Origin of the sequence: Rhizobium redzepovicii, assembly GCF_019793435.1 — a bacterium.
GTDB lineage: Bacteria > Pseudomonadota > Alphaproteobacteria > Rhizobiales > Rhizobiaceae > Rhizobium > Rhizobium redzepovicii.
The window spans coordinates 375,609-395,492 of sequence record NZ_JAILYH010000002.1 but is presented as its reverse complement, the minus strand read 5'-3'; the positions used below and the strand labels follow the sequence as shown (position 1 = coordinate 395,492).

The 19,884-nt window shown below is 61.6% G+C and carries 19 protein-coding genes; 16 read left to right on the top strand and 3 right to left on the bottom strand.

The genetic code is table 11. From position 1 onward, the window contains the following. The first annotated feature begins 53 nt into the window (after positions 1-53). The 11 genes from araD (at position 54) to K6N12_RS04185 (ending at position 10,465) form a co-directional block, all read left to right on the top strand. Positions 54-1,790 carry an L-arabinonate dehydratase gene (araD, locus tag K6N12_RS04235; protein WP_097628049.1) on the top strand — a complete coding sequence of 579 codons (1,737 nt, stop codon included), beginning with the start codon at positions 54-56 and terminating at the stop codon, positions 1,788-1,790. Positions 1,791-1,799: 9 nt separating this feature from the next. Beyond that, positions 1,800-2,990, top strand: a complete 1,191-nt coding sequence (locus tag K6N12_RS04230) for an L-talarate/galactarate dehydratase (protein WP_097628048.1) — start codon at positions 1,800-1,802, stop codon at positions 2,988-2,990. Positions 2,991-3,012: 22 nt separating this feature from the next. Continuing rightward, complete coding sequence (locus tag K6N12_RS04225; RefSeq protein WP_097628047.1) at positions 3,013-3,723, top strand: ribonuclease activity regulator RraA; 711 nt, start codon at positions 3,013-3,015, stop codon at positions 3,721-3,723. A gap of 116 nt (positions 3,724-3,839) precedes the next feature. Next, the gene (locus K6N12_RS04220) at positions 3,840-5,357 is read left to right on the top strand and encodes an aldehyde dehydrogenase (NADP(+)) (protein ID WP_097628046.1); all 1,518 of its coding nucleotides are present in this window, start codon (positions 3,840-3,842) and stop codon (positions 5,355-5,357) included. Positions 5,358-5,683: 326 nt separating this feature from the next. Beyond that, positions 5,684-7,204 (top strand): ABC transporter substrate-binding protein, encoded by a 1,521-nt coding sequence (locus tag K6N12_RS04215; protein ID WP_222148768.1) that lies wholly within the window; start codon positions 5,684-5,686, stop codon positions 7,202-7,204. Positions 7,205-7,276: 72 nt separating this feature from the next. Continuing rightward, positions 7,277-8,338 carry an Ldh family oxidoreductase gene (locus K6N12_RS04210; protein ID WP_183779670.1) on the top strand — a complete coding sequence of 354 codons (1,062 nt, stop codon included), beginning with the start codon at positions 7,277-7,279 and terminating at the stop codon, positions 8,336-8,338. A gap of 172 nt (positions 8,339-8,510) precedes the next feature. Next, positions 8,511-8,801: a hypothetical protein gene (locus K6N12_RS04205; RefSeq protein WP_097628043.1), complete on the top strand. Its 291-nt coding sequence runs from the start codon at positions 8,511-8,513 to the stop codon at positions 8,799-8,801. A 34-nt stretch (positions 8,802-8,835) separates the two neighbouring features. Then, the gene (locus K6N12_RS04200; RefSeq protein ID WP_097628042.1) at positions 8,836-9,243 is read left to right on the top strand and encodes a hypothetical protein; all 408 of its coding nucleotides are present in this window, start codon (positions 8,836-8,838) and stop codon (positions 9,241-9,243) included. A gap of 67 nt (positions 9,244-9,310) precedes the next feature. Next, positions 9,311-9,559 (top strand): hypothetical protein, encoded by a 249-nt coding sequence (locus tag K6N12_RS04195; RefSeq protein ID WP_097628041.1) that lies wholly within the window; start codon positions 9,311-9,313, stop codon positions 9,557-9,559. A gap of 316 nt (positions 9,560-9,875) precedes the next feature. After that, positions 9,876-10,106: a hypothetical protein gene (locus K6N12_RS04190; protein ID WP_037074096.1), complete on the top strand. Its 231-nt coding sequence runs from the start codon at positions 9,876-9,878 to the stop codon at positions 10,104-10,106. Positions 10,107-10,201: 95 nt separating this feature from the next. Continuing rightward, on the top strand, positions 10,202-10,465 hold the full coding sequence (locus tag K6N12_RS04185; RefSeq protein WP_097628040.1) for a hypothetical protein: 264 nt from the start codon (positions 10,202-10,204) through the stop codon (positions 10,463-10,465). Positions 10,466-10,489: 24 nt separating this feature from the next. Here K6N12_RS04185 and K6N12_RS04180 read toward each other — a convergent pair whose 3' ends face one another. Then, positions 10,490-11,560: a LacI family DNA-binding transcriptional regulator gene (locus K6N12_RS04180; protein WP_097628039.1), complete on the bottom strand. Its 1,071-nt coding sequence runs from the start codon at positions 11,558-11,560 to the stop codon at positions 10,490-10,492. A 182-nt stretch (positions 11,561-11,742) separates the two neighbouring features. Here K6N12_RS04180 and K6N12_RS04175 point away from each other — a divergent pair, with 182 nt between their 5' ends. The 5 genes from K6N12_RS04175 (at position 11,743) to K6N12_RS04155 (ending at position 16,362) form a co-directional block, all read left to right on the top strand. After that, positions 11,743-12,570, top strand: a complete 828-nt coding sequence (locus tag K6N12_RS04175; RefSeq protein ID WP_097628038.1) for an ABC transporter substrate-binding protein — start codon at positions 11,743-11,745, stop codon at positions 12,568-12,570. 64 nt (positions 12,571-12,634) lie between these two features. After that, the gene (locus K6N12_RS34620) at positions 12,635-14,173 is read left to right on the top strand and encodes an amino acid ABC transporter permease/ATP-binding protein (RefSeq protein WP_097628141.1); all 1,539 of its coding nucleotides are present in this window, start codon (positions 12,635-12,637) and stop codon (positions 14,171-14,173) included. 85 nt (positions 14,174-14,258) lie between these two features. Continuing rightward, positions 14,259-15,395 (top strand): NAD(P)/FAD-dependent oxidoreductase, encoded by a 1,137-nt coding sequence (locus K6N12_RS04165; RefSeq protein WP_097628140.1) that lies wholly within the window; start codon positions 14,259-14,261, stop codon positions 15,393-15,395. 54 nt (positions 15,396-15,449) lie between these two features. Then, complete coding sequence (locus K6N12_RS04160) at positions 15,450-15,962, top strand: hypothetical protein (RefSeq protein ID WP_097628037.1); 513 nt, start codon at positions 15,450-15,452, stop codon at positions 15,960-15,962. Between the two features lie 148 nt (positions 15,963-16,110). Next, complete coding sequence (locus K6N12_RS04155) at positions 16,111-16,362, top strand: RAD52 family DNA repair protein (RefSeq protein WP_097628036.1); 252 nt, start codon at positions 16,111-16,113, stop codon at positions 16,360-16,362. Positions 16,363-16,407: 45 nt separating this feature from the next. On the opposite strand, the gene K6N12_RS04150 is transcribed toward K6N12_RS04155, so the two are convergent. After that, positions 16,408-18,912: a methyl-accepting chemotaxis protein gene (locus K6N12_RS04150; RefSeq protein WP_097628035.1), complete on the bottom strand. Its 2,505-nt coding sequence runs from the start codon at positions 18,910-18,912 to the stop codon at positions 16,408-16,410. Between the two features lie 222 nt (positions 18,913-19,134). Further along, positions 19,135-19,863 (bottom strand): endonuclease/exonuclease/phosphatase family protein, encoded by a 729-nt coding sequence (locus tag K6N12_RS04145; protein ID WP_097628034.1) that lies wholly within the window; start codon positions 19,861-19,863, stop codon positions 19,135-19,137. Between the last annotated feature and the right edge of the window lie 21 nt (positions 19,864-19,884).

Genomic DNA, 19,884 nt, shown 5'->3' with positions numbered 1-19,884 from the left:
ATATCAGTTGGTGCAAGCGCTGAGATAAGCAAGCGAAAGTGTGGGAGAGAGCCGTGGCCGCAAGAAAAACCTACGAGCAATTGCGGTCGGCCCGTTGGATGCTGCCGGACGATCAGCGCTCGTTCGGCCACCGGTCGCGGACCATGCAGATGGGTTACGCACCGGAGGACTGGCAGGGAAAGCCGATCATCGCCGTGATCAACACCTGGTCCGATGCCCAGCCGTGCCACATGCATTTCCGTGAACGCGCCGAGTGGGTGAAGCGCGGAATTCTTCAGTCGGGTGGGTTCCCCATGGAGCTGCCTGCTCTTTCCCTTTCCGAAAACTTCGTCAAGCCGACCACGATGCTCTACCGCAATATGCTGGCGATGGAGACCGAGGAGCTGCTGCGCAGCCATCCTGTCGATGGCGCCGTTCTGATGGGTGGCTGCGACAAGACGACACCCGGCCTTGTCATGGGCGCAACCAGCATGGGCATTCCGTTCATTTATCTGCCCGCCGGCCCAATGCTTCGCGGCAACTATGCCGGCAAGACGCTAGGCTCCGGTACCGACGGCTTCAAATACTGGGATGAGCGCCGTGCCGGCACGATCACCCAGGAGGAGTGGCAGGGCATCGAAGGCGGAATCGCCCGCAGCTATGGCCATTGCATGACCATGGGCACGGCGTCGACGATGACGGCGATCGCAGAGGCTATGGGATTGACGCTGCCGGGCGCATCCTCGATCCCGGCAGCCGACGCCAACCACCAGCGCATGTCGGCGGCCTGCGGCCGCCGCATTGTCGATATGGTGTGGGAGGATCTGACGCCGGACCAGATCATCACTTCCGCGGCCGTCGACAACGCAGTCACGGTCGCCATGGCGACCGGCTGCTCCACCAATGCCATCATTCACCTGATCGCCATGGCGCGGCGCGCCGGCGTCCCGCTGGAGCTCGATGATCTCGATCGCATCGGTCGCACGACGCCGGTTCTCGCCAACATCCGTCCTTCCGGTTCGACCTACCTGATGGAGGATTTCTTCTATGCGGGTGGCTTGCGTGCGCTGATGAAGCAGCTCGGCGACAAGCTGGATCCCACCGCGATCACCGTGACGGGAAAACCCTTGGTGGATGGTCTGGACCAGGTGAAGATCTACAATGACGACGTTATCCGGCCACTGTCTAACCCGGTCTATCACGAAGGTTCCCTGGCCGTGCTCAAGGGGAACCTGTGTCCCGACGGCGCGGTCATCAAACCGGCGGCCTGCGACCCGAAATTCCATCGCCATCGCGGCCCGGCGCTGGTCGCCGACAGCTATGCTGAGATGAAGAAGATCATCGACGATCCCGACTATCCGCTGACGCCGGACACGGTTCTCGTGCTCCGCAATGCCGGCCCCCAGGGCGGACCGGGCATGCCGGAATGGGGCATGATCCCGATGCCGAAGGCACTGTTGAAGCTCGGCCTGCGCGACATGGTGCGCATCTCCGATGCCCGGATGTCCGGAACCAGTTTCGGCGCCTGTGTGCTGCACGCCGCGCCGGAATCCTACATCGGCGGGCCGCTGGCGTTGCTGAAAACGGGCGATATGGTCGAACTCGACATTCCGGCGCGCAGCCTCAATATGCTGGTTTCGGAAGAGGAGATCGCAGCCCGCCGCGCCGCCTGGGTGGCGCCGACGCGACACTACGAGCGCGGTTACGGCTTTATGTTCTCCAAGCATATCGAGCAAGCCGACAAAGGCTGCGACTTCGACTTCCTGACGACGGAATTCGGTGGCAAGACTCCCGAACCGGCTATCAACTGAGGCACCACGATGTTTGATCCCAATCGACGCACGATCCCCGCGCAACCGCCCAAGGCTGGTTTTGCGGCCGGCCCGGCCAAGCTGGACGCCATCCGATCGGTCACCCTGTCGCTCGCCTATCTGCCGTTGGCGCGGCCGATCAGCGACGCCAAGGTTTTGACCGGCCGGCAGAAGCCGTTGACGGAGGTTGCGTTTCTGTTTTGCGAGATCCTCTCCGAAGCGGGTCATAGCGGCCTTGGCTTCAGTTATTCGAAGCGGGCAGGCGGGCCAGCGCTTTATGCACATGCCTGCGAGATTGCCGACAATCTGATAGGCGAGGACCCCAACGATACAGCGCGGATATGGGACAAGCTCTGCTGGGCTGGCGCCTCGGTCGGCCGTTCCGGCATTGCGACGCAGGCCATTGCCGCCATGGATATCTGCCTCTGGGACCTGAAGGCGAAACGCGCCGGCCTGCCGCTCGCAAAACTGCTTGGCGCCCATCGCGACAGTGTTGCCTGCTACAACACCTCCGGCGGCTTCCTGTCATCGACCGTCGAGGAAATCCGCAACGCCATCGACCATTCGATCGCTTCCGGTATCGGCGGCATCAAGATCAAGGTCGGACAGCCGGACCCGATGATCGACCTTCGCCGGCTCGATGCGGTGACCAGCCATATCGATGGCCGTGTCCCGCTGATGGTCGATGCAAACCAGCAATGGGACCGCACCACGGCCTTGCGTTTCGGCCGGCTGGTCGAACCGCTCAATCTCGAATGGATCGAAGAGCCGCTCGATGCCTATGACGCCGAGGGCCATGCGGCACTGGCGCGCGAACTGGCCACGCCGATCGCTACCGGCGAGATGCTGGCAAGCGCCGACGAACATATGGCCCTGATCCGTGCCGATGCGGTCGACTTCATTCAGCCGGATGCCCCGCGGGTCGGTGGCATCACGCCCTTTCTGCGCATCTGCACGCAAGCCGAGGCGAAACGCATGCGGCTGGCGCCGCATTTCGCCATGGAAATCCATCTGCACCTGGCGGCCGCCTATGCGCACGAACCGTGGGTGGAGCATTTCGATTGGCTTGCGCCACTGTTCAACGAACAGCTCGATATCAGGGATGGCCGGATGATCGTGCCCGCCCGTCCGGGGCTTGGTTGCAGCCTGACGGGCAAAGCCCGCGACTGGACCGTGGAAACGCGCAGCTTCGGCAGCTGAATTCGAACGAGGAGAAGGAAATATGAACCCCGCAACCCGTGAAAAACTGATGGGTGTTTCGGTCGCGACGCTCTGCTCGGCGCTGTTCAAGCGTGGCCTGAGAAATCAGACGATCCAGGATGTCCGGCCGGTGCAGCCGAAGGGCCGCAATATGGTGGGACCGGCCTTCACCCTGCGTTACATGCCGGCGCGCGAGGACCGCAATGCGATGAACGTGTTTCGGAACCCGAAACACCCGCAGCGGCTTGCCATCGAGACCTGCCCGGACGGCCATGTTCTGGTGATGGACAGCCGCAAGGATCCGCGCGCAGCCTCTGCCGGCGACATCCTAATTACTCGTCTGATGATGCGCGGCGGCGCCGGCGTCGTCACCGATGGCGGCTTCCGGGACGCCATGACGATCGGTGGCCTTGATATCCCCGCCTATCACAACCGTCCCTCCAGCCCGACGAACCTGACGCTGCACGAGGCAATCGACATCAATGTGCCGATAGGCTGTGGCGATGTGGCGGTCTTCCCGGGCGACATCATGGTTGGCGACGACGACAGCGTGATCGTCATTCCGGCCGAGATCGCCGACGAGATCGCCGACGAAGCGGTGGAGATGACCGCCTACGAGGATTTCGTCACCGAGCGCGTCAAGCAGGGGCATACGATCATCGGTCTCTACCCGGCCACCGATGAAAGCAATCTGACACTCTTTGCCGAATGGCGGAAGGTGAACGGCCGCTAGAACAGGATGATATCAGGCCCGAAAACCGTGCACACTTTTCGGCATCATGTTCTACGCGGCGCATCTTGCGCAATCACCGCACATGGACGGAGCGAGGCTCCGCCAAGGAGATAACAATGAGCTGGACCCCTTCAGGCAGGCATCTGATCGCTGGCGAGTGGATTGCCGGAACGACGACCTTTCGCTCCGAGCCGGCACACGGCCCGGCCCATGATTTCGCCGTCGGCACCACGGAATTGGTCGACCGCGCCTGCCGCGCCGCCGAAGCCGCATTCGCGGCGTTTTCCGCAAAGACATGCGAGGAGCGCGCCATTTTCCTCGAGACCGTCGCCGAGGAAATCGACAGGCGCGGCGCGGCGGTCACCCTGATCGGAACCGAGGAAACCGGGCTCCCCGAGGGCCGGCTCAACGGTGAGCGCGCCCGCACCACCGGCCAGCTCAAGCTGTTTGCCGAGCATATTCGCAAAGGCGCACATCTTGATGCTCGCACCGATGCGGCGCAGCCCGACCGGCAGCCGGCGCCGCGGCCTGAAATCCGCCTGGTGCAGCGGCCGATCGGCCCGGTCGCCGTTTTCGGCGCCTCGAATTTTCCGCTGGCATTCTCGACGGCCGGCGGCGACACGGCAGCCGCGCTTGCCGCCGGCTGCCCTGTCGTGGTCAAGGGACATTCAGCCCATCCCGGCACCGGTGAGATCATTGCCGAGGCGATCGCGGCTGCGATCGAGCGCACCGGCATGCCGGCTGGCGTCTTCAGCCTGATTCAGGGCGGGCGCCGTGATGTCGGAACGGCTCTGGTGACGCATCCCGCTATCAAAGCGGTCGGCTTTACCGGGTCGCTTGCCGGCGGCCGTGCGCTTTTCGACCTTTGCGCCCAGCGCCCTGAACCGATTCCGTTTTTCGGCGAGCTCGGCAGCGTCAATCCGATGTTCCTACTGCCGGCTGCGACCGCTGCCCGGGCGGAGGCGATCGGTTCAGGCTGGGCCGGTTCACTGACGCTTGGCGCCGGCCAGTTCTGTACCAAACCCGGTATTGCCGTCGTCGTCGACGGGCCGGCGGCGGACAGGTTCGCCGGCGCTGCCAAGTCGGCTCTCGAAAAGGTGGCGCCGCAGACGATGCTGACCAAAGGCATTGCCGCCGCGTATCACGAAGGTGTCGAGCGCATGCGGGCAAGCAATGCCGTTGCGCCGGTTCTCTCTGCAAAGAGCGCCGGCCGGGACGCCGGCCCGAACCTTTTCGAGACCAATGGCTCGGCCTGGCTTGCCGATCATTCGCTCAGCGAAGAGGTGTTCGGTTCTCTCGGTCTCGTCGTGCGCGTCGGCTCGCCGGAAGAGATGCTCACCCTTGCGGAAAGCTTCCGGGGACAGCTGACAGCGACGATTCATATGGACGACGCAGATCTTGGCTTTGCCCGCGACCTGCTGCCGATCCTCGAAAGGAGGGCGGGCAGATTGTTGGTCAATGGCTTCCCAACCGGCGTCGAGGTTGTCGATTCCATGGTGCATGGCGGACCTTATCCGGCCTCGACCAATTTTGGTGCGACCAGCGTCGGGACCATGTCGATCCGCAGGTTTCTGCGCCCTGTCGCTTACCAGAATTTCCCCGCCGGCCTGTTGCCCCAAGATCTGCGCAACTGAGACCGGGGAGTATCAAATCGATCGCGGCGACGAAACTTCGCGATCATTCGCCGGCTTAAAGGCGGGCCCAATGCGTGTGCCGCTGAGCGGCTCTTACCCATGAAGAGATGCGCGGACTGACGCGCTTTACCACGGCTAAAAAACGAGAATTCAGACGGGTGACAGCTCGTGTTTCGGGCGCCGCGCTTGATCGCATTTCTCAACTAGTATATTAGTGCTCTTATGTATTAGATTGGCTCTCGCATGAGGAGGCGAGGGCCGGACCACCGAAAGACAAGACGAGGTTTGCTTTAAGGGGCGCCGCCGGCGCATGGGAGGAGAACGAAATGAAACTGCATTTGGTAGCTGCCTGCTTTTCAACCGCGGTGATCGGGCTGAGTATCGGCTCGGCTCACGCTGAAGGTGCCAAGAGCAACGTCACTGTTGTACTTGCCGAAACCGTCGATGTCGTCGAGCCCTGTATGGCAGCGCGCCAAGACGTCGGCCGGGTCATTTCCGAAAACGTCAACGAGATGCTGGTGGAATTCGACTACGTCAACGGCGGCCTCAAACCCCGCCTGGCGACGAAATGGTCGAAGATTGACGACGACACCTGGGAGTTCAAGCTGCGCCCGAATGTCAAATGGCACGATGGCAAACCGTTCACCGCCAAAGACGTCCAGTTCACGATCGAGCGCAACAAGAATAAGAAGCTCAGCTGCGAGACCGGCGGCAAATATTTCGGCGGCACGGAATTCAGCTTCGAGACGCCTGATCCCAACACCATCCGCATTACGACAAAACCGGCGCAGCCGATTCTTCCGTTGCTGATGACGGTGATGGCCGTCGAATCGGCCGAAGCGACACCCGCAGACGAATTTACCCGCAAGCCGGTCGGCACCGGCCCCTATACCTTCGACAAATGGGAGATCGGCCAGTCGATCGTGCTGAAGCGCAATCCGGACTATTGGGGGGACAAGCCGCAGGTGGAGCAGGCGACCTATCTGTTCCGTTCGGATAGCGCCGTCGCGGCGGCCATGGTCGATGCCGGTGAAGCCGATATCGTTCCGGCCGTATCAGTGCAGGATGCCACCAACAAGGAAACCGACTTCGCCTATCCGAATTCGGAGACGACATCGCTGCGCATCGATACGCGGGCAGCGCCGCTCAACGACCGGCGCATACGCGAAGCGATGAACCTCGCCATCGATCGTCAGGCAATGCTTGGAACGCTGTTTCCCGAACAGGCGAAGATCGCCACGCAACTCGTCGTACCCACAACGATCGGCTACAATGCCGATATCCCCGCCTGGCCTTATGATCCCGAAAAAGCAAAGGAATTGGTCAAGGCGGCGAAAGCCGACGGCGTCCCAGTCGATCAACAGATCCGCATCATCGGCCGCAATGGGCAATATCCCAACGCCACCGAAGCGATGGAAGCGATGATGGCCATGCTTCAGGACGTCGGCTTGAACGTCAAGCTCGACATGTATGACGTTTCCGTATGGAACGGCTATTTCGTTGCACCTTTCGTCGCCGATTCCGGTCCGACATTGACCCAGTCGCAGCACGACAATGCGACCGGCGATCCCGTCTTCACCGCATTCGTGAAATACGCGGCCGACGGCTCTCACTCCATGGTTCGGGATCCTGCGGTCGACACACTCATCGCCAAGGCGACCTCAGCCACCGGCGACGAGCGCACGAAACTCTGGAAGGAGCTTTTCGCCAAGGTTAACACCGAGATCATCGCCGATATTCCGATGTTCCATATGGTCGGTTTCACCCGCGTTTCGCCGCGTCTCGACTTCAAGCCGACGATCGCAACGAATTCCGAACTGCAGCTGTCGCAGATCCGCTTCAAGTAAGCTGGTTTGCGGACTTAAAGCGCGGGCCACACTCTTTCGGATGGCCCGCGTCTTCCATGACATGACGGATGGATGCCTATGCCGCTGATTGACCGCATTGCCCTCACTCAATTCGCCGAGCAGATATTGACCGGCGCCGGGATGGAGCCCGACAAGGCCGAAACCACAGCCGCTGTCCTGGTGGAAGGCGACATGATCGGCCATGAAACGCATGGCGTCAGTCTGCTGAACTGGTATGTCGAAGCGTTGGAGGACGGTTCGCTGGCGAAATCCGGCAGCTATCAGGTGGTCAATGACCGCGGCGCGGCCTTTGTCTGGGACGGCAAATCCTTGCCCGGCGCATGGCTTTTGACCAAGGCGATCGACCAGGCCTGCGAACGCGTACGCGATCATGGCGTCGTCACCGCGGCGATCCGAAACTGCCATCATACCTGCGCTCTTTCGGCCTTCATGCGGCAGGTTGCCGAGCAGGGCCTGATCGTGCAGCTATCGGTGTCGCATCCCGCGGCAAGCCGTGTCGCGCCCTATGGCGGCACCAAGCCGCTACTGACGCCGAACCCGATGGCGGCCGGTTTCCCGACATCGGAGGATCCGATCCTGATCGACGTCTCAGCTTCGATCACCACCACGACTATGACGCAAAACCTGGCGAAGGCCGGCAAGAAGTTTCCCGAGGCCTGGGCTTTCACCGCCGCTGGCGAGCCGACCGATGACCCGCGCGAGGTGACCGAACGCGGCGGAACGATGATGCCCCTTGGCGGCCAATTGAAGGGACATAAGGGTTTTGGGCTCGGGCTGATCGTCGAATTGCTGGGGCAGGGGCTTTCCGGCAAGGGCCGGGCGAACACGCCGCCTGGCGTGTTTTCGCAAAGCGCCTTTCTTCAAGTCATCGATCCCGCCTTTTTCGCCGGGCTGGATGCCTTTACCGCGCAGTCCGATTTTCTCGCCTCTGCTTGCCGCAGCAACCCTTCCGCGCCCTGGAACAATGGCCCGGTCCGCATGCCGGGTGACAGCGCGGCACGAAGGCGCCGTGCGGCGTTGGAAGAAGGCGTGCCGGTCGGCGATGCGGCTTGGGAGAAACTTTGTCGACATGCCGAGATCCTGGGCTTGCCTATTCCTGCAGTCGCCGCCTGAGGGGCTTGAAGGACGGGTTCGAACGCCAAGCCCATACGCTCAAAGGCGAGCCTTATGCTGTTGGGCAACTTGTTGCGACGTCTCCAGCCGATTCTGGAACAATGTCCGTCGTCCCCTGTTACATTGGCGATGGAGTAAGTGACGTCCAAAGGACGGAACGGCTGGAGGTTCTATGAAGCGGAGCACGGGATTTTGGCTGGTCTTTGCCGTTGTTCTGGCGGGCTGCACGACCGGCGAAGGATATTACACGTCGGCTGGACTGGCCCCTATCCCCGGCAGCATCACCTATAATGGTCAGCCACGCACGAAGTTGACGAAATCGCCCGTGGGTTCTTCTTTCCCACACAGCTTCACAGATCAATGGGGACGGCAGGTCGAGGAAACTTACATCATCCGGCCCGACCGGAGCTTGCTGATTGCCGAGCGCCACTATCGGCCGGTTTTCTCGTTCGATGACGACTAGCACAGAGTGATCACTTTTGCGAAGGAGATGGATCATGCCGCGACGCAAGAGCACCGAGACGGCTACCCTCGACCCCGAAGGAGGCAAGATCGGCGAGCCGGTGCCGAAAGCCGTTATCGACAGGAGCACGGCCTCCGTCGGCGTTCCCCGGCAGCCTGATCACGGCCTGGGCGAAGAGTTGAGCGCGCTGCGATTGCAAATCGAAACGCTCCAGCAGCAAATCCGTGATGGCGCCCGATCGGTAAAGAGAGGGGCCGGGAAAGCGGTGGGTCAGACGGAAGCGGCGGTGAAGCTCTATCCGGCCTCGACGCTCCTTCTCGTTGCTGCGGTCGCGGCTGCTTTCGCCTTTGCCGGACGGCGCGCCTCTCTGCCGCGCCGCCGCCACCAGTCGGCGCTGCGTGAGGTGTGGGATTTCTACGACACGATCCGCGCGCGCATCTGACAAGATTTTGGGATTGTCAGCATTCCGATTATGCCCGACACTTGGTCATTCAAGCGGGGGCAACTGCATGCTCGACATTATCATACGAAGCGCTCTCGATATTGTCGGGCGCACGGAGCGCCTGATCGAGGCCAGCAAGCGGTTGCTGCTCACTGAAGGTCTTGACGAAGTCGAGGTGTACGAACTGGATTGCGAGATCGAACGGCTCGGGGATGCGGTTTTCGTCGTGGACGAAGCCATTCGGTCGCTCGCACGCACCGTCGGATACTGGCCGCACGCCGCCCGTCCCTATGGAATACATAGAACATTGCATTGATGGGCTGTCGTTGCCCTTGGTGAAATCGACACCTCACAATGCCCGTTTCGGACAAGTTTTCGAGCCGTGATCTGCATGTCACGCCGATGTCACGCGACCGTGGAAACAATATGTGCTTGATCGGCGTCTGTAGTGTGAGGCCAAGTCTCTGATCTGGAGGCTGCCGGTTCGATTGCCGGAACTGACCGCTTTGTCGCTTGGCCGAATATTGAGCGCATTGGAGGCACTCGATGAGGGATGTGTTGTCGACTATCACGCGTATCCTGAGCTGGGGACGGCCGGGTCAATGCTGCCGTCATTTTGCTGGGGCATCACAATGAGCTCGAAGCGGTCCAGGCGGAAATCTCAGCCCCACGAATTCATCTTTCAGGTTCACACGCGCACGATCGCACAGATCAGGTACGATAGCCTCAGCCGCGTTATGACGGTGGTCTACCACGACGGCCGCTCCACGACGACGACCGGCATACAAGGCCCGGCGATGCTGAGGATCCTTGCCCAGCGTCCGCTAGAGCGCTCGCCGTTTCTGTTGCAGACGGTCATCTGAGGCGGATGTCGTCGCCGAAATCCGCATGATCGTGCATCCATTTCCCGCGGGCTGCGTTCATCTCCAATAGTCAGAACCTAGTGGAGGGAATTCCGATGACCTTTCCATCGCCGAAAACCGAAGCGCCCGCGCAACGCTTCAAAGAGGCGACTGATGCCGCGCGCGACGCATTGGAAGGACTGGTTGCCGCCGCCAATGAAGCCGGATGGGCAACCGAAGAGATAACTGCAGCGCTGCTTGAAGCCGCCCAGTTTCTGCGTGATGCCAACAAGAAAGATCCCGATCCGGCCGACGATCCCGCTATCAGCGACACATCTGCCAGGCAGGAGCAGATTGGTCATGGCGAGCTCTATGATTAGAGCATATCGGCTTTAGCCCGGATCTCACCGGCCGATCGTCGCCACGGAGCCGCGCACGACAAGGCTCGTGGTAACGCGCAGATGTTCGACGGCAAGCGGGGTGCGCTCGATGCGGGCGACGAGCCGTTCGCCGGCGAGTTTGCCAAGCTCGTAGACGCGCTGGTCGACGATGGTGATCGGTGGAACGGTGACGCTGGTCCAGTCGGCGTCTAGAAAGGAAATCATCGAGACATCCTGCGGGATCGACAGGCCGAGCGATTGCAGCGACTTGAAAATGCGCAAGCCGACGAGGCTGTCGGATGCCAGCAGCGCCGTCGGCGGTGATATTTCCGAAAGCAGACGTTTCATCACCGCGTCCGTCTGATGCTGGTCTGTGGCACCGAGCCTGACGGAGTGAAGAGGGTTCGGCAAATCCGCCTCGGTCAGAGCGCTGACGAAGCCTTCCACGCGTTCGCGCACGGCGGAATTCGAGATAAGCGCGATATCGGTGAGCCCGCCTCTCTCGGCATCCATGGCCGAGACATAGGCGAGGCGGCGATGTCCTTGGCCGATCAGATGCCGGGTCGCGGTGAGGGCTGCCTCCCGGTCGTCGCCGGTCACGGCGTCGACATCGAGTTCGGGGATGGCCCGGTCGAACAGAACCAGCGGCACGCCGGCGCGGCGGACATGCTGCAGGTGATCGAGGCGGTCGCAGCGGGCCGGCGTGACGATCAGGCCATCGACGCGCTTGCCAATCAGCAGGTCGACGGCCGATCTTTCAGCATCGAGTTGTTCGCCCGAATTTGCGATGATGATGTTGAAGCCTGCAAGGCGGGCCGCATCGCTGATGCCGCGCACTGCCAGACTGAAGAAAGCGTTCTCGATATCGCCGACAACCACGCCGATGATGCCCGACCGTCCCGTGCTCATGCTCCGGGCGAGCTCGTTCGGGCGGTATTCGAGTGCGGCGGCTGCCGCCATCACCTGATCCTTGATCTGGACGCTGACGACGCCGTAGCCGCCGAGCACACGGGCGGCCGTTGCCTTCGAGACCTTTGCGGCCTTCGCAACGTCGGCGACCGTGACTGGCCGTTTCGGATGAGCGGAATCTTCCATAACCGAGGACTACAAGAGTTGTTGACGGCCGGTCAATTGACAGATATCAAATATGTTGTGAGACCGGTCTCTTTATATCAGAGACCGGTATCCTGCCCATAAAGCTCTGCTGCTGATACGCGACAGAGTGTGGGCGAAGCAATATGCCGACAAGAGCATTCCTTTCAGAGCGGAGAACGACGATGAAGCCTTTTGAAACATTTGCGGCCACCCTCGCCCCATTGCGGGCCGGCATTCTGACGTGCCTTCTTGCGATGGGGGCAGGCTCTGCCGTTGCGGCCGACAATCCCTATAACCTGATCGAGACGGGGACGATCAGCGTCGGCACGATGGGAGATTCCAAGCCCTATACATTTGCGACGGCCGACGGTCAGTTCACCGGCTTCGATATCGAACTGTTTCTCAACGTCGTCTCCCGCCTCGGCTTCCCGAAAGACAAGGTGACGTTCACGGGCCAGGAATTTTCAGCCCTCCTGCCGTCGGTGGCAAACGAACGCTTCGACGTTGCCGTCGCCGCGATCGGCACCACCGAAGCCCGCAAGAAGACCGTCGATTTTTCTGACGGCTATCTTGCCGGTTATCTCTCGGTTTTGACCGCGGATGCCGGCATCAAGGATGCCGACGGCCTCAAGGGCAAACGTCTCGGCGTCGTTCAGGGCACCTTGCAGGAGGTCTATGCGGCCAAGAATTTCGGTGGAACCGATCTAGTGAAATTCCCCGATAACAATTCCGCCGTCGCCGCCCTCAACAATGGCACGGTCGATGCGCATTTCCTCGATTACGAGGCGGCCAAACAATATGGCGAGCGCTATCCTGCGCTGAAGGTTGCGGTCAACATCCCATCCTTCGATGCGCCGGCGGGCTTCGTGATCCGCAAGGGGAATGATGCCTTCCGCACGGCGCTGAACGGCGCCCTTCACGACGCGATGCAGGACGGCACCTGGAAGACCCTCTACGAAAAATGGTTCCCAGGCTCGCCGATGCCGGACCAGTATCTTCCTAAGAAGTGAGGCCGCAGGCCGTCCGCTCCGGCGGACGGCCTTATGCCCGGCGTGGGCTTCGATGGGGATCTCGATGAACTGGCTTGAAAATCTGCGCCGCAGCTTCCTGGATTGGGACGCCATGGCGGAAGTGCTGCCGAGCATGATCAGCGTCGGCCTCAAGAACACCCTGATCCTGGCCGCCGCCTCGACCGTGCTCGGCGTCGTCATCGGCATGGCTCTCGCCGTGATGGGCATCTCGCAGTCCCGCTGGCTACGGCTGCCCGCGCGCATCTACACCGATATCTTTCGCGGCCTGCCGGCAATCGTCACGATCCTGATCATCGGTCAGGGTTTTGCCCGGATCGGACGAGAGATCTTCGGCCCGTCGCCATTCCCGCTCGGCATCCTGGCGCTCAGCCTGATCGCCGGGGCCTATATCGGCGAAATCTTCCGCTCGGGTATCCAAAGCGTCGAGCGCGGCCAGATGGAAGCCTGTCGAGCGCTGAGCATGAGCTACGGGCAAGGCATGCGCCTGATCGTCATCCCGCAAGGCATCCGGCGCGTCCTGCCGGCGCTGGTCAATCAGTTCATCGGAAACGTCAAGGATTCCAGCCTCGTCTATTTCCTCGGATTGCTCGCCTCCGAGCGGGAAATCTTCCGCGTCGGGCAGGATCAGGCTGTCGTAACGGGCAATCTGTCGCCCTTGCTGCTGGCGGGCGTCTTCTATCTCGTCATCACCGTGCCGCTCACCCACTTGGTCAACTACATCGACGTGAGACTACGCCTGGGAAAACAGGGCCGCGGTACGGGTGCTGCGAGTGGTCTGGCCGAGGTCAGCGAGTTGCAAGCCGCTGCCGTCCCGCAGCCCGCGGCCAAATCTTCCGGAGAGACGAAACCGCGCTTCCAGGGCGGCGCCCTGAACATCCGGGATCTGAGCATGGCCTATGGCGATCTCGACGTGCTGAAGGGTGTCGACCTCGACATCGCCGCCGGGACCGTCACCTGCATCATCGGCCCCTCCGGTTCGGGCAAATCGACGCTTTTGCGCTGCATGAACAGGCTGGTGGAACCGAAGGGCGGTGACATCCTGCTCGATGGCGACAGCATTCTGGCCATGAAACCGGAACGGTTGCGCCGGCGGGTGGGGATGGTGTTCCAGCACTTCAACCTCTTTCCCGATCACACAGCGCTTGAGAACGTCATGCTTTCCCTGACGAAGATCAAGAAGATGCCGAGGCAGGAGGCGCGACGCATCGCCGAGGCGCGTTTGGCCGAGGTCGGTCTTGCCGAGCGCAGGGATCATCGCCCGGCAGGTCTATCGGGCGGGCAGCAGCAGCGCGTCGCCATCGCGCGAGCTCTTGCCATGGATCCGGAGCTTATCCTGTTCGACGAAGTGACGAGTGCGCTCGATCCCGAACTGGTCAAGGGCGTTCTCGACTTGATGGCGGCTCTCGGCCGCCAGGGCATGACCATGGCCGTCGTCACGCACGAGATGGGATTTGCGCGGAAGGTGGCCGATCAGGTGGTCTTCATGGATGAGGGCCGGATCGTCGAGGCCGGCTGCCCACAGCAGATCTTCGACAATCCCCAAAGCGAGCGGCTGAAGCGCTTCCTTGCGGAAGTCCTCTAGCCCCTGACGTGAAGCATGCCGCCAACGTCACTCACGACGGATGCATCGGAATTCGTTCGACATAGCAGGAAACAAGGTTATCGACATGAATGCTACCCCAAAACCTTCGAAGGTTGTCGTCATCGGCGGCGGCATATTCGGCGTCTCGACGGCTGTCCATCTCGCGCGCCTTGGGATCGCCACCGTGCTCGTCAGTGACGGGCCGCTTGCCAATGGCGCCTCCAGCCGTTCGCTCGCCTGGCTCAATTCTGCCCGGAAACGCTCCGACGCCTATCACCGGCTGCGCCTCGCCGGTATCGACCGGTATCGAACGCTCGCCGCCCGATATCCGGATGCGCCTTGGCTGCGTTTCGATGGCGGGCTGACCTGGGATGCCGATGACGCCGGTAACGAGATCGCCGAGGTCTTCGACTATGAGTGCAATCTCGGCTATCACGCGCAATGGCTGACCCAGGAAAACATTGCCGGCGCGACGCCCGGCGTCGACGCCAGCGCGGTGACGGTGCAGGGTGCGATCTTCAATCCTGGGGAAGGCTGGGTCGATCTCCCATCTCTGATCGGCATTCTCGCAGCGGAGTTCCGTTTGCTCGGCGGCGAGGTCGTGACAGACGCTGGGCGCGCGATAATTGATGTCGAAGGCGCCCGCGTCCGCGGCGTGAGCACGGCGGACGGCAGGCACTGGCAAGCGGAGTCTGTGCTGCTTGCCGCGGGCAGCGCCGTTCCGGCAATCGTCGCCGAAGCCGGTCAGCATATCGCCGACGCAACGCCGGTCGCCCTTCTCGTCAGGACGAAGCCGATCCGCCATTCGCTGAAGGCCGTGCTTAACACTCCCCGCGTCGCCATCCGGCCCATGCCCAATGGCGGGTTCGCGCTCGATTCGGCCTGGTCCGAGGAAGAGGTCGGAATGAAGCCGGACGGCAGTTATGAGGTCAGACAATCGACGCTGGACGGGCTGCTGCGCGAGGCGTCAAAAGTTCTCGAAGGCAACCCCACGCTCGAGATCGACGATTATGGTGTCGGCCCGAAGCCCATTCCGGGCGACGGCGAACCGGTCTTCGGCGAGCTGCCGTCGATCTGGGGTTATTTCGTCGCCTTCAGCCATAGTGGAGCCACGCTCGGCCTGATCGCCGGCGAACTGCTGGCGGACGAGATCGCCACCGGACGCCGTCATCCACTGCTGGCGGAATTTCGGCCGGAGCGTTTCAGCGCATCGCGGCCGTGATGGATCAAATAGAGCCATCGAGCGTTCTGCCGAGGAAACAACGGGAGACGCATCATGTTTAAGGACGAGCCCGCCGGTGTCGGCGCGGAACAGAGACACGACGATGTCGGCGCGCGGACGGCGAACGGAGAGGAGACGAGCATCAACCCGGAGCTGATCCGGCGTGAGGGGTTTGCGAGCGAAGCCGAGTACGAGGCCTACCTCGCAACGCTCGGCCAGGATGCTCTTACACCGGCCGATGCTTATATGGAGGAACCGTTCCTGGTCTCGGAGGAGCATGTTCTGGAAAGTCGGTTGCGGGAGCTGAGGAAGGAGCTCGAAAACCTCCAGGCCCGCCTTCATGTAATCAGAGACCAGACTGCGGCCGTCGTGACTGAAAACGTCCGATGGGCAGATGCCAGTGCCCATGCCCAGCTCGGCAATCAGCCGTGGCTGAAGCTCGCCGGCGCGATGGCTGCGGCATTCGTTATCACCCGGGGTATCAGGCGACTGCCCCTCGGAACCGTCGCGACCACGGCGCTGCCCTTGGTCGCCGCCACTATGAATCGGAAATTCGCCAGAGGATAATGCCTAAAGCTCCAAAGCGAAATCTGCACCTGTTTGCGCATTTGGAACCGGCTTCCGCACATGGCCGATCGGGTCTGGGACCGTCATGAAACCAGTGTCATCTTCTTGCCGAAGTGTTCGTGACATTTTACATCTTAAGGAGGCGAACATGACTGGACATGACGACCGCTATATCGAGATTACGACACGTCTTCGCTCGGTGCGATCCTTCTGCGACTTCCTCTCGCAGGGCGGGATCGTCCGTGTCGCCTTGAAGGACGGCGCTCCCTATAAAGACGTCACGGCCGTACTCCTGGAACGGAATCGCAGGGAGGCGGAAGCGCTCGATCGTACACGCCGGCGGCTCTATCCGGATCTCTCGGATGAAGAGGTGATGCCGCCGCTCTACAGTCGTCACTGACCCGCCCGCCCGTCACGGGCGGCTACGAAGCAGAGCGGAGCCCCACTATGCAGCGTTCACGCGACGCGTCTCTGTTTCATCCAATTGGAATTGGTCGATCAGTTGCAGGAGCGTCTTCGTCTCGTCGGCAAGTTCCTTCGTCGCCGCGCTCGTTTCCTCAACCATGGCCGCGTTCTGCTGCGTCATCTGATCCATCCGGTTGACGGAGGAATTGACTTCGTGCAGCGCGTTGTATTGCTCCCGGCTCGACCGCGCAATGACGTCCATCTGCTCGGATGCGGTGACCACTTTCGCGGAAATGCTTTCGAGGACTTCGCTGGTTTCCCGCACGACCCGCGCCCCGTTGGTAATCTCCGTCCGCGAGCGCCCGATCAGCTGTTTGATCCTTTGCCCGGCCTCGGCGGAGCGCTGAGCGAGATCGCGAACCTCCTGAGCCACGACCGCAAAGCCTTTTCCAGCCTCGCCGGCGCGGGCTGCTTCGATGCCGGCATTGAGCGCGAGCAGGTTCGTCTGGAATGCGATGTCGTCGATGACGCCGATGATCTGCACGATCTCGTCCGAAGCGGCTTCGATCTTGCTCATCGCCTCGATGGCGCTGGCGACGACACCGGATGAGGAATCGGCCGTCTTCTTGGTGTCGGTGATGATCTCGCGGGCATCGTCGGCGCAGGCTGCCGACGAGCGAACCGTGGTGGTGATCTCCTCGATAGCCGCGGCGATTTCCTCAAGCGCGACGGCCTGCTGCTCGGTGCGCTTTGCGAGGTTGCTTGCCGACAGATCCATCTGGCCGGCATTGCCTTCGATCATGCGGGTGTTGGTGCGGATCTGATCGATCGTTTCCTGCAGGCGAAGCAGCGACGAATTGAAGTCGTTGCGAAGCTGCTCCAGCCGGCCGAAGAAGGGCGACGCGATCGTCTGTGAAATATCGCCTCGCGCCAGGCGCCCGAGCCCTTCGGCCAAGGCCGTCACTGCGAAGTCGATCTGCTGTTCGACGGCACGTTTTTCCTCGTCGTTGCGATGCCTTTCCTCCTCAGCCTTCGCCCGTTCGATCTCGCTACGCTCCTCGATCTCGACCTTGGCGATGGCATTGTTCTTGAAGACTTCGAGCGCGCGGGCCATATCGCCGATTTCATCGGCCCGGGTCTCGCCGACGATCGACGTTTCAAGCTTGCCATCCGCAAGCCGCCGCATGGCCGAGGTGATCTGGTTGATCGGGCCCTTGAGTGTGACCGTCAGCCCGACGCCGGCAAGGATTGCGATCACCGCGCCGAGGATCGTCGTTCCCAAAGACATGGCATTGGCGTCGGTACGTTCCTCGGCTGCGTTCTGCCGCTGCATTTCGGCGAACGCCGTCAGTTGCGACCACATCCGGTCGACATCGGCAGCGGCGGCGCGGAATTCTTCCTGGCGCTGCGCGCTGATGCGGACGAGATCGGTGGCGGCCTTCTGCATCTTATCAAGTGCCGGCAGAAGCTTCGGTTTGAGATTATCGAATTGGGCAACGCCGCCCGCATTCGAGATCAACATATCCAGCCCTTTTCTGACAGCGGTGATTTCCTGCGAAAGCCGCTGGAGATTGGCGTCCGTCGGGGCGAGCGTCAGTTTCGCCAGGACGATCTGGATCACATATGCCGAGGTCGTCAGCTTCTGACCGTCTCTCTGGCTGGTCTTGGCACGCTCGACCGTCTTGGCCGTTTCAGCCGCTTTATCCGTCACGGCCTTCAACCGCCGCGTGGCGACGACCTGCAATTCGGGCAGCCTGCCGACGATCTGGGCCGTCGCATCACGAAGGCCAGCGACGCGCGCCTCGGTCTGGCCGGAAGCCTCGACAAGCGGCTTCAGGGTCGCGATGGTATCGTCGATCGCTTTTTTAGCGTCCGGCGCATCGCCGCCGAGCGCCATTCCGACGATGCGCTGTTGCCGGGCGAGTTCGTCGAGATCCGCGCCACTGATCGGGCCGGCGGCTTGGGCCTTGTCGTTCAGCGATTGGGTGAAGGACGCGAAATCCGAAATGCGCCGCGCGTCGCCGAGCGTGTTGCGAGACTCGTCTTCCTGCAGGTCGGCCGCGCGTTGGAGAACCTTGGAGCCCTCGACGATATCCGTCTGGGACGACACGACGACGCTCTGCGCTTTCTGGAGATCGGCAAGGAGTGCCGTCCGGCTTTCTTGAAGCTGCCACAGCGAGTCCATGCGTGTCGAAATTCCATCGATCGAAGAGAGCGCCTGTTCCAACTCCTGCTGGCCGCTGCGATCCGCGGCGAGCCTGTCGAGGCCGGATTTCAGAAGAGCACGCTGATCGGCAAGCTTGGCGGTGACGGCGTCTCTGTTTTCCTGCGTGGCATTGGCGAGGAATTCGGCCATCGCGGCAGATAGATTGCGAAAGCCGCTCAAGGACTGCAGGACGGAGTTGGAAATATCCATCCGCCCCTGGAGCAGGCTCGATGCATAAAAGCCCATGGCGCCGACGGCCATGATGCTCAAGACGAATGGCGCGATGAACACCATCACCTGCGTCTGGATGCGCACACGTGACAACAGCCTAGCCAACATCAACCCCTCCTCTTCCTCCAAGAGAGCAGTCGATTTCGAGTGAAGGTCCCGATCCGCTCGAACGACTGAACATCCATCACCCGGACACATGATGCGCGGGCGGAACAGATATTCCATATAACATTATTCGTGAAATATTCGTTTCAATGTCGCTGCAAGCGCTGATGCGTGTCGTTTTTCAGTGGATAACAACGCCTAGGAGGTCGCGCGTGGCGCCAGCGTTCAGGCGAAGCAGATTTCTGCAAGAAGAGGGAGGTGATCCGAAGCGATCCTCGTCAGCCGGTTTTGCAGCACGGCCGCTTTCTTGACGACGAGATCGTCGCTGACGAAGACGTGGTCGATACGCATCAGCGGGTAGCGGGAGGGAAAGGTCGCTTTAGGCCGGTCCTTGCCTGCGAGCTGGGCGTCCTTCAGCGATCGCGCGGCAAGTCGGTACGTCGCCGACGACGGAATGGCGTTGAAGTCGCCGCAGAGAATAGTGGGAAGCGGTTCGTCCGCCGTGCCGCGCAGCCAGCCCGCGCTCAATAGCGTCGTCATCTGCCGCATGCGCTCGCGGCCGCGAAGCCCGAGATGAGTGTTGACAACCAGCAGTTTTCTGTCGCCGACCAGGATTTCGACGGAAAGGGCGCCGCGCTGTTCGCCGATGGATGGCAGCGGGCCGGCCTTGACCGCGCCTGTCGGCAGAGCGGTGATGATCGCATCGCCATATTGCTCTTCGGCAACCGACAGCGCCGGATGAAAATGGGCCTGCATTTCGAGCAGCGAGGCGATCATATGCGCCTGGTCGATGCCGCCGGTCCTGCGCCTGAGGACATCGACCTCCTGAAGCGCGACGATGTCGGCTTGCGCCTCGGCGATGACCGAAGCGATGCGCCCGGGATCGAGCTTACGGTCGCTGCCGATACAACTGTGCACGTTATAAGTCAGGAGTCTGATTGATTTTTCCGCCATGGGTCCGCTGAAACTCGTCCC

Coding starts and splice junctions, on each gene's coding strand:
- K6N12_RS04150 (WP_097628035.1), bottom strand. CDS start 18,912: ATGTTGGCTAGGCTGTTGTCACGTGTGCGCATCCAGACGCAGGTGATG.
- K6N12_RS04160 (WP_097628037.1), top strand. CDS start 15,450: ATGTTTAAGGACGAGCCCGCCGGTGTCGGCGCGGAACAGAGACACGAC.
- K6N12_RS04155 (WP_097628036.1), top strand. CDS start 16,111: ATGACTGGACATGACGACCGCTATATCGAGATTACGACACGTCTTCGC.
- K6N12_RS04185 (WP_097628040.1), top strand. CDS start 10,202: ATGACCTTTCCATCGCCGAAAACCGAAGCGCCCGCGCAACGCTTCAAA.
- K6N12_RS04200 (WP_097628042.1), top strand. CDS start 8,836: ATGCCGCGACGCAAGAGCACCGAGACGGCTACCCTCGACCCCGAAGGA.
- K6N12_RS34620 (WP_097628141.1), top strand. CDS start 12,635: ATGAACTGGCTTGAAAATCTGCGCCGCAGCTTCCTGGATTGGGACGCC.
- K6N12_RS04220 (WP_097628046.1), top strand. CDS start 3,840: ATGAGCTGGACCCCTTCAGGCAGGCATCTGATCGCTGGCGAGTGGATT.
- K6N12_RS04205 (WP_097628043.1), top strand. CDS start 8,511: ATGAAGCGGAGCACGGGATTTTGGCTGGTCTTTGCCGTTGTTCTGGCG.
- K6N12_RS04225 (WP_097628047.1), top strand. CDS start 3,013: ATGAACCCCGCAACCCGTGAAAAACTGATGGGTGTTTCGGTCGCGACG.
- K6N12_RS04195 (WP_097628041.1), top strand. CDS start 9,311: ATGCTCGACATTATCATACGAAGCGCTCTCGATATTGTCGGGCGCACG.
- K6N12_RS04215 (WP_222148768.1), top strand. CDS start 5,684: ATGAAACTGCATTTGGTAGCTGCCTGCTTTTCAACCGCGGTGATCGGG.
- K6N12_RS04180 (WP_097628039.1), bottom strand. CDS start 11,560: ATGGAAGATTCCGCTCATCCGAAACGGCCAGTCACGGTCGCCGACGTT.
- K6N12_RS04230 (WP_097628048.1), top strand. CDS start 1,800: ATGTTTGATCCCAATCGACGCACGATCCCCGCGCAACCGCCCAAGGCT.
- K6N12_RS04165 (WP_097628140.1), top strand. CDS start 14,259: ATGAATGCTACCCCAAAACCTTCGAAGGTTGTCGTCATCGGCGGCGGC.
- K6N12_RS04210 (WP_183779670.1), top strand. CDS start 7,277: ATGCCTATGCCGCTGATTGACCGCATTGCCCTCACTCAATTCGCCGAG.
- K6N12_RS04145 (WP_097628034.1), bottom strand. CDS start 19,863: ATGGCGGAAAAATCAATCAGACTCCTGACTTATAACGTGCACAGTTGT.
- K6N12_RS04175 (WP_097628038.1), top strand. CDS start 11,743: ATGAAGCCTTTTGAAACATTTGCGGCCACCCTCGCCCCATTGCGGGCC.
- K6N12_RS04190 (WP_037074096.1), top strand. CDS start 9,876: ATGAGCTCGAAGCGGTCCAGGCGGAAATCTCAGCCCCACGAATTCATC.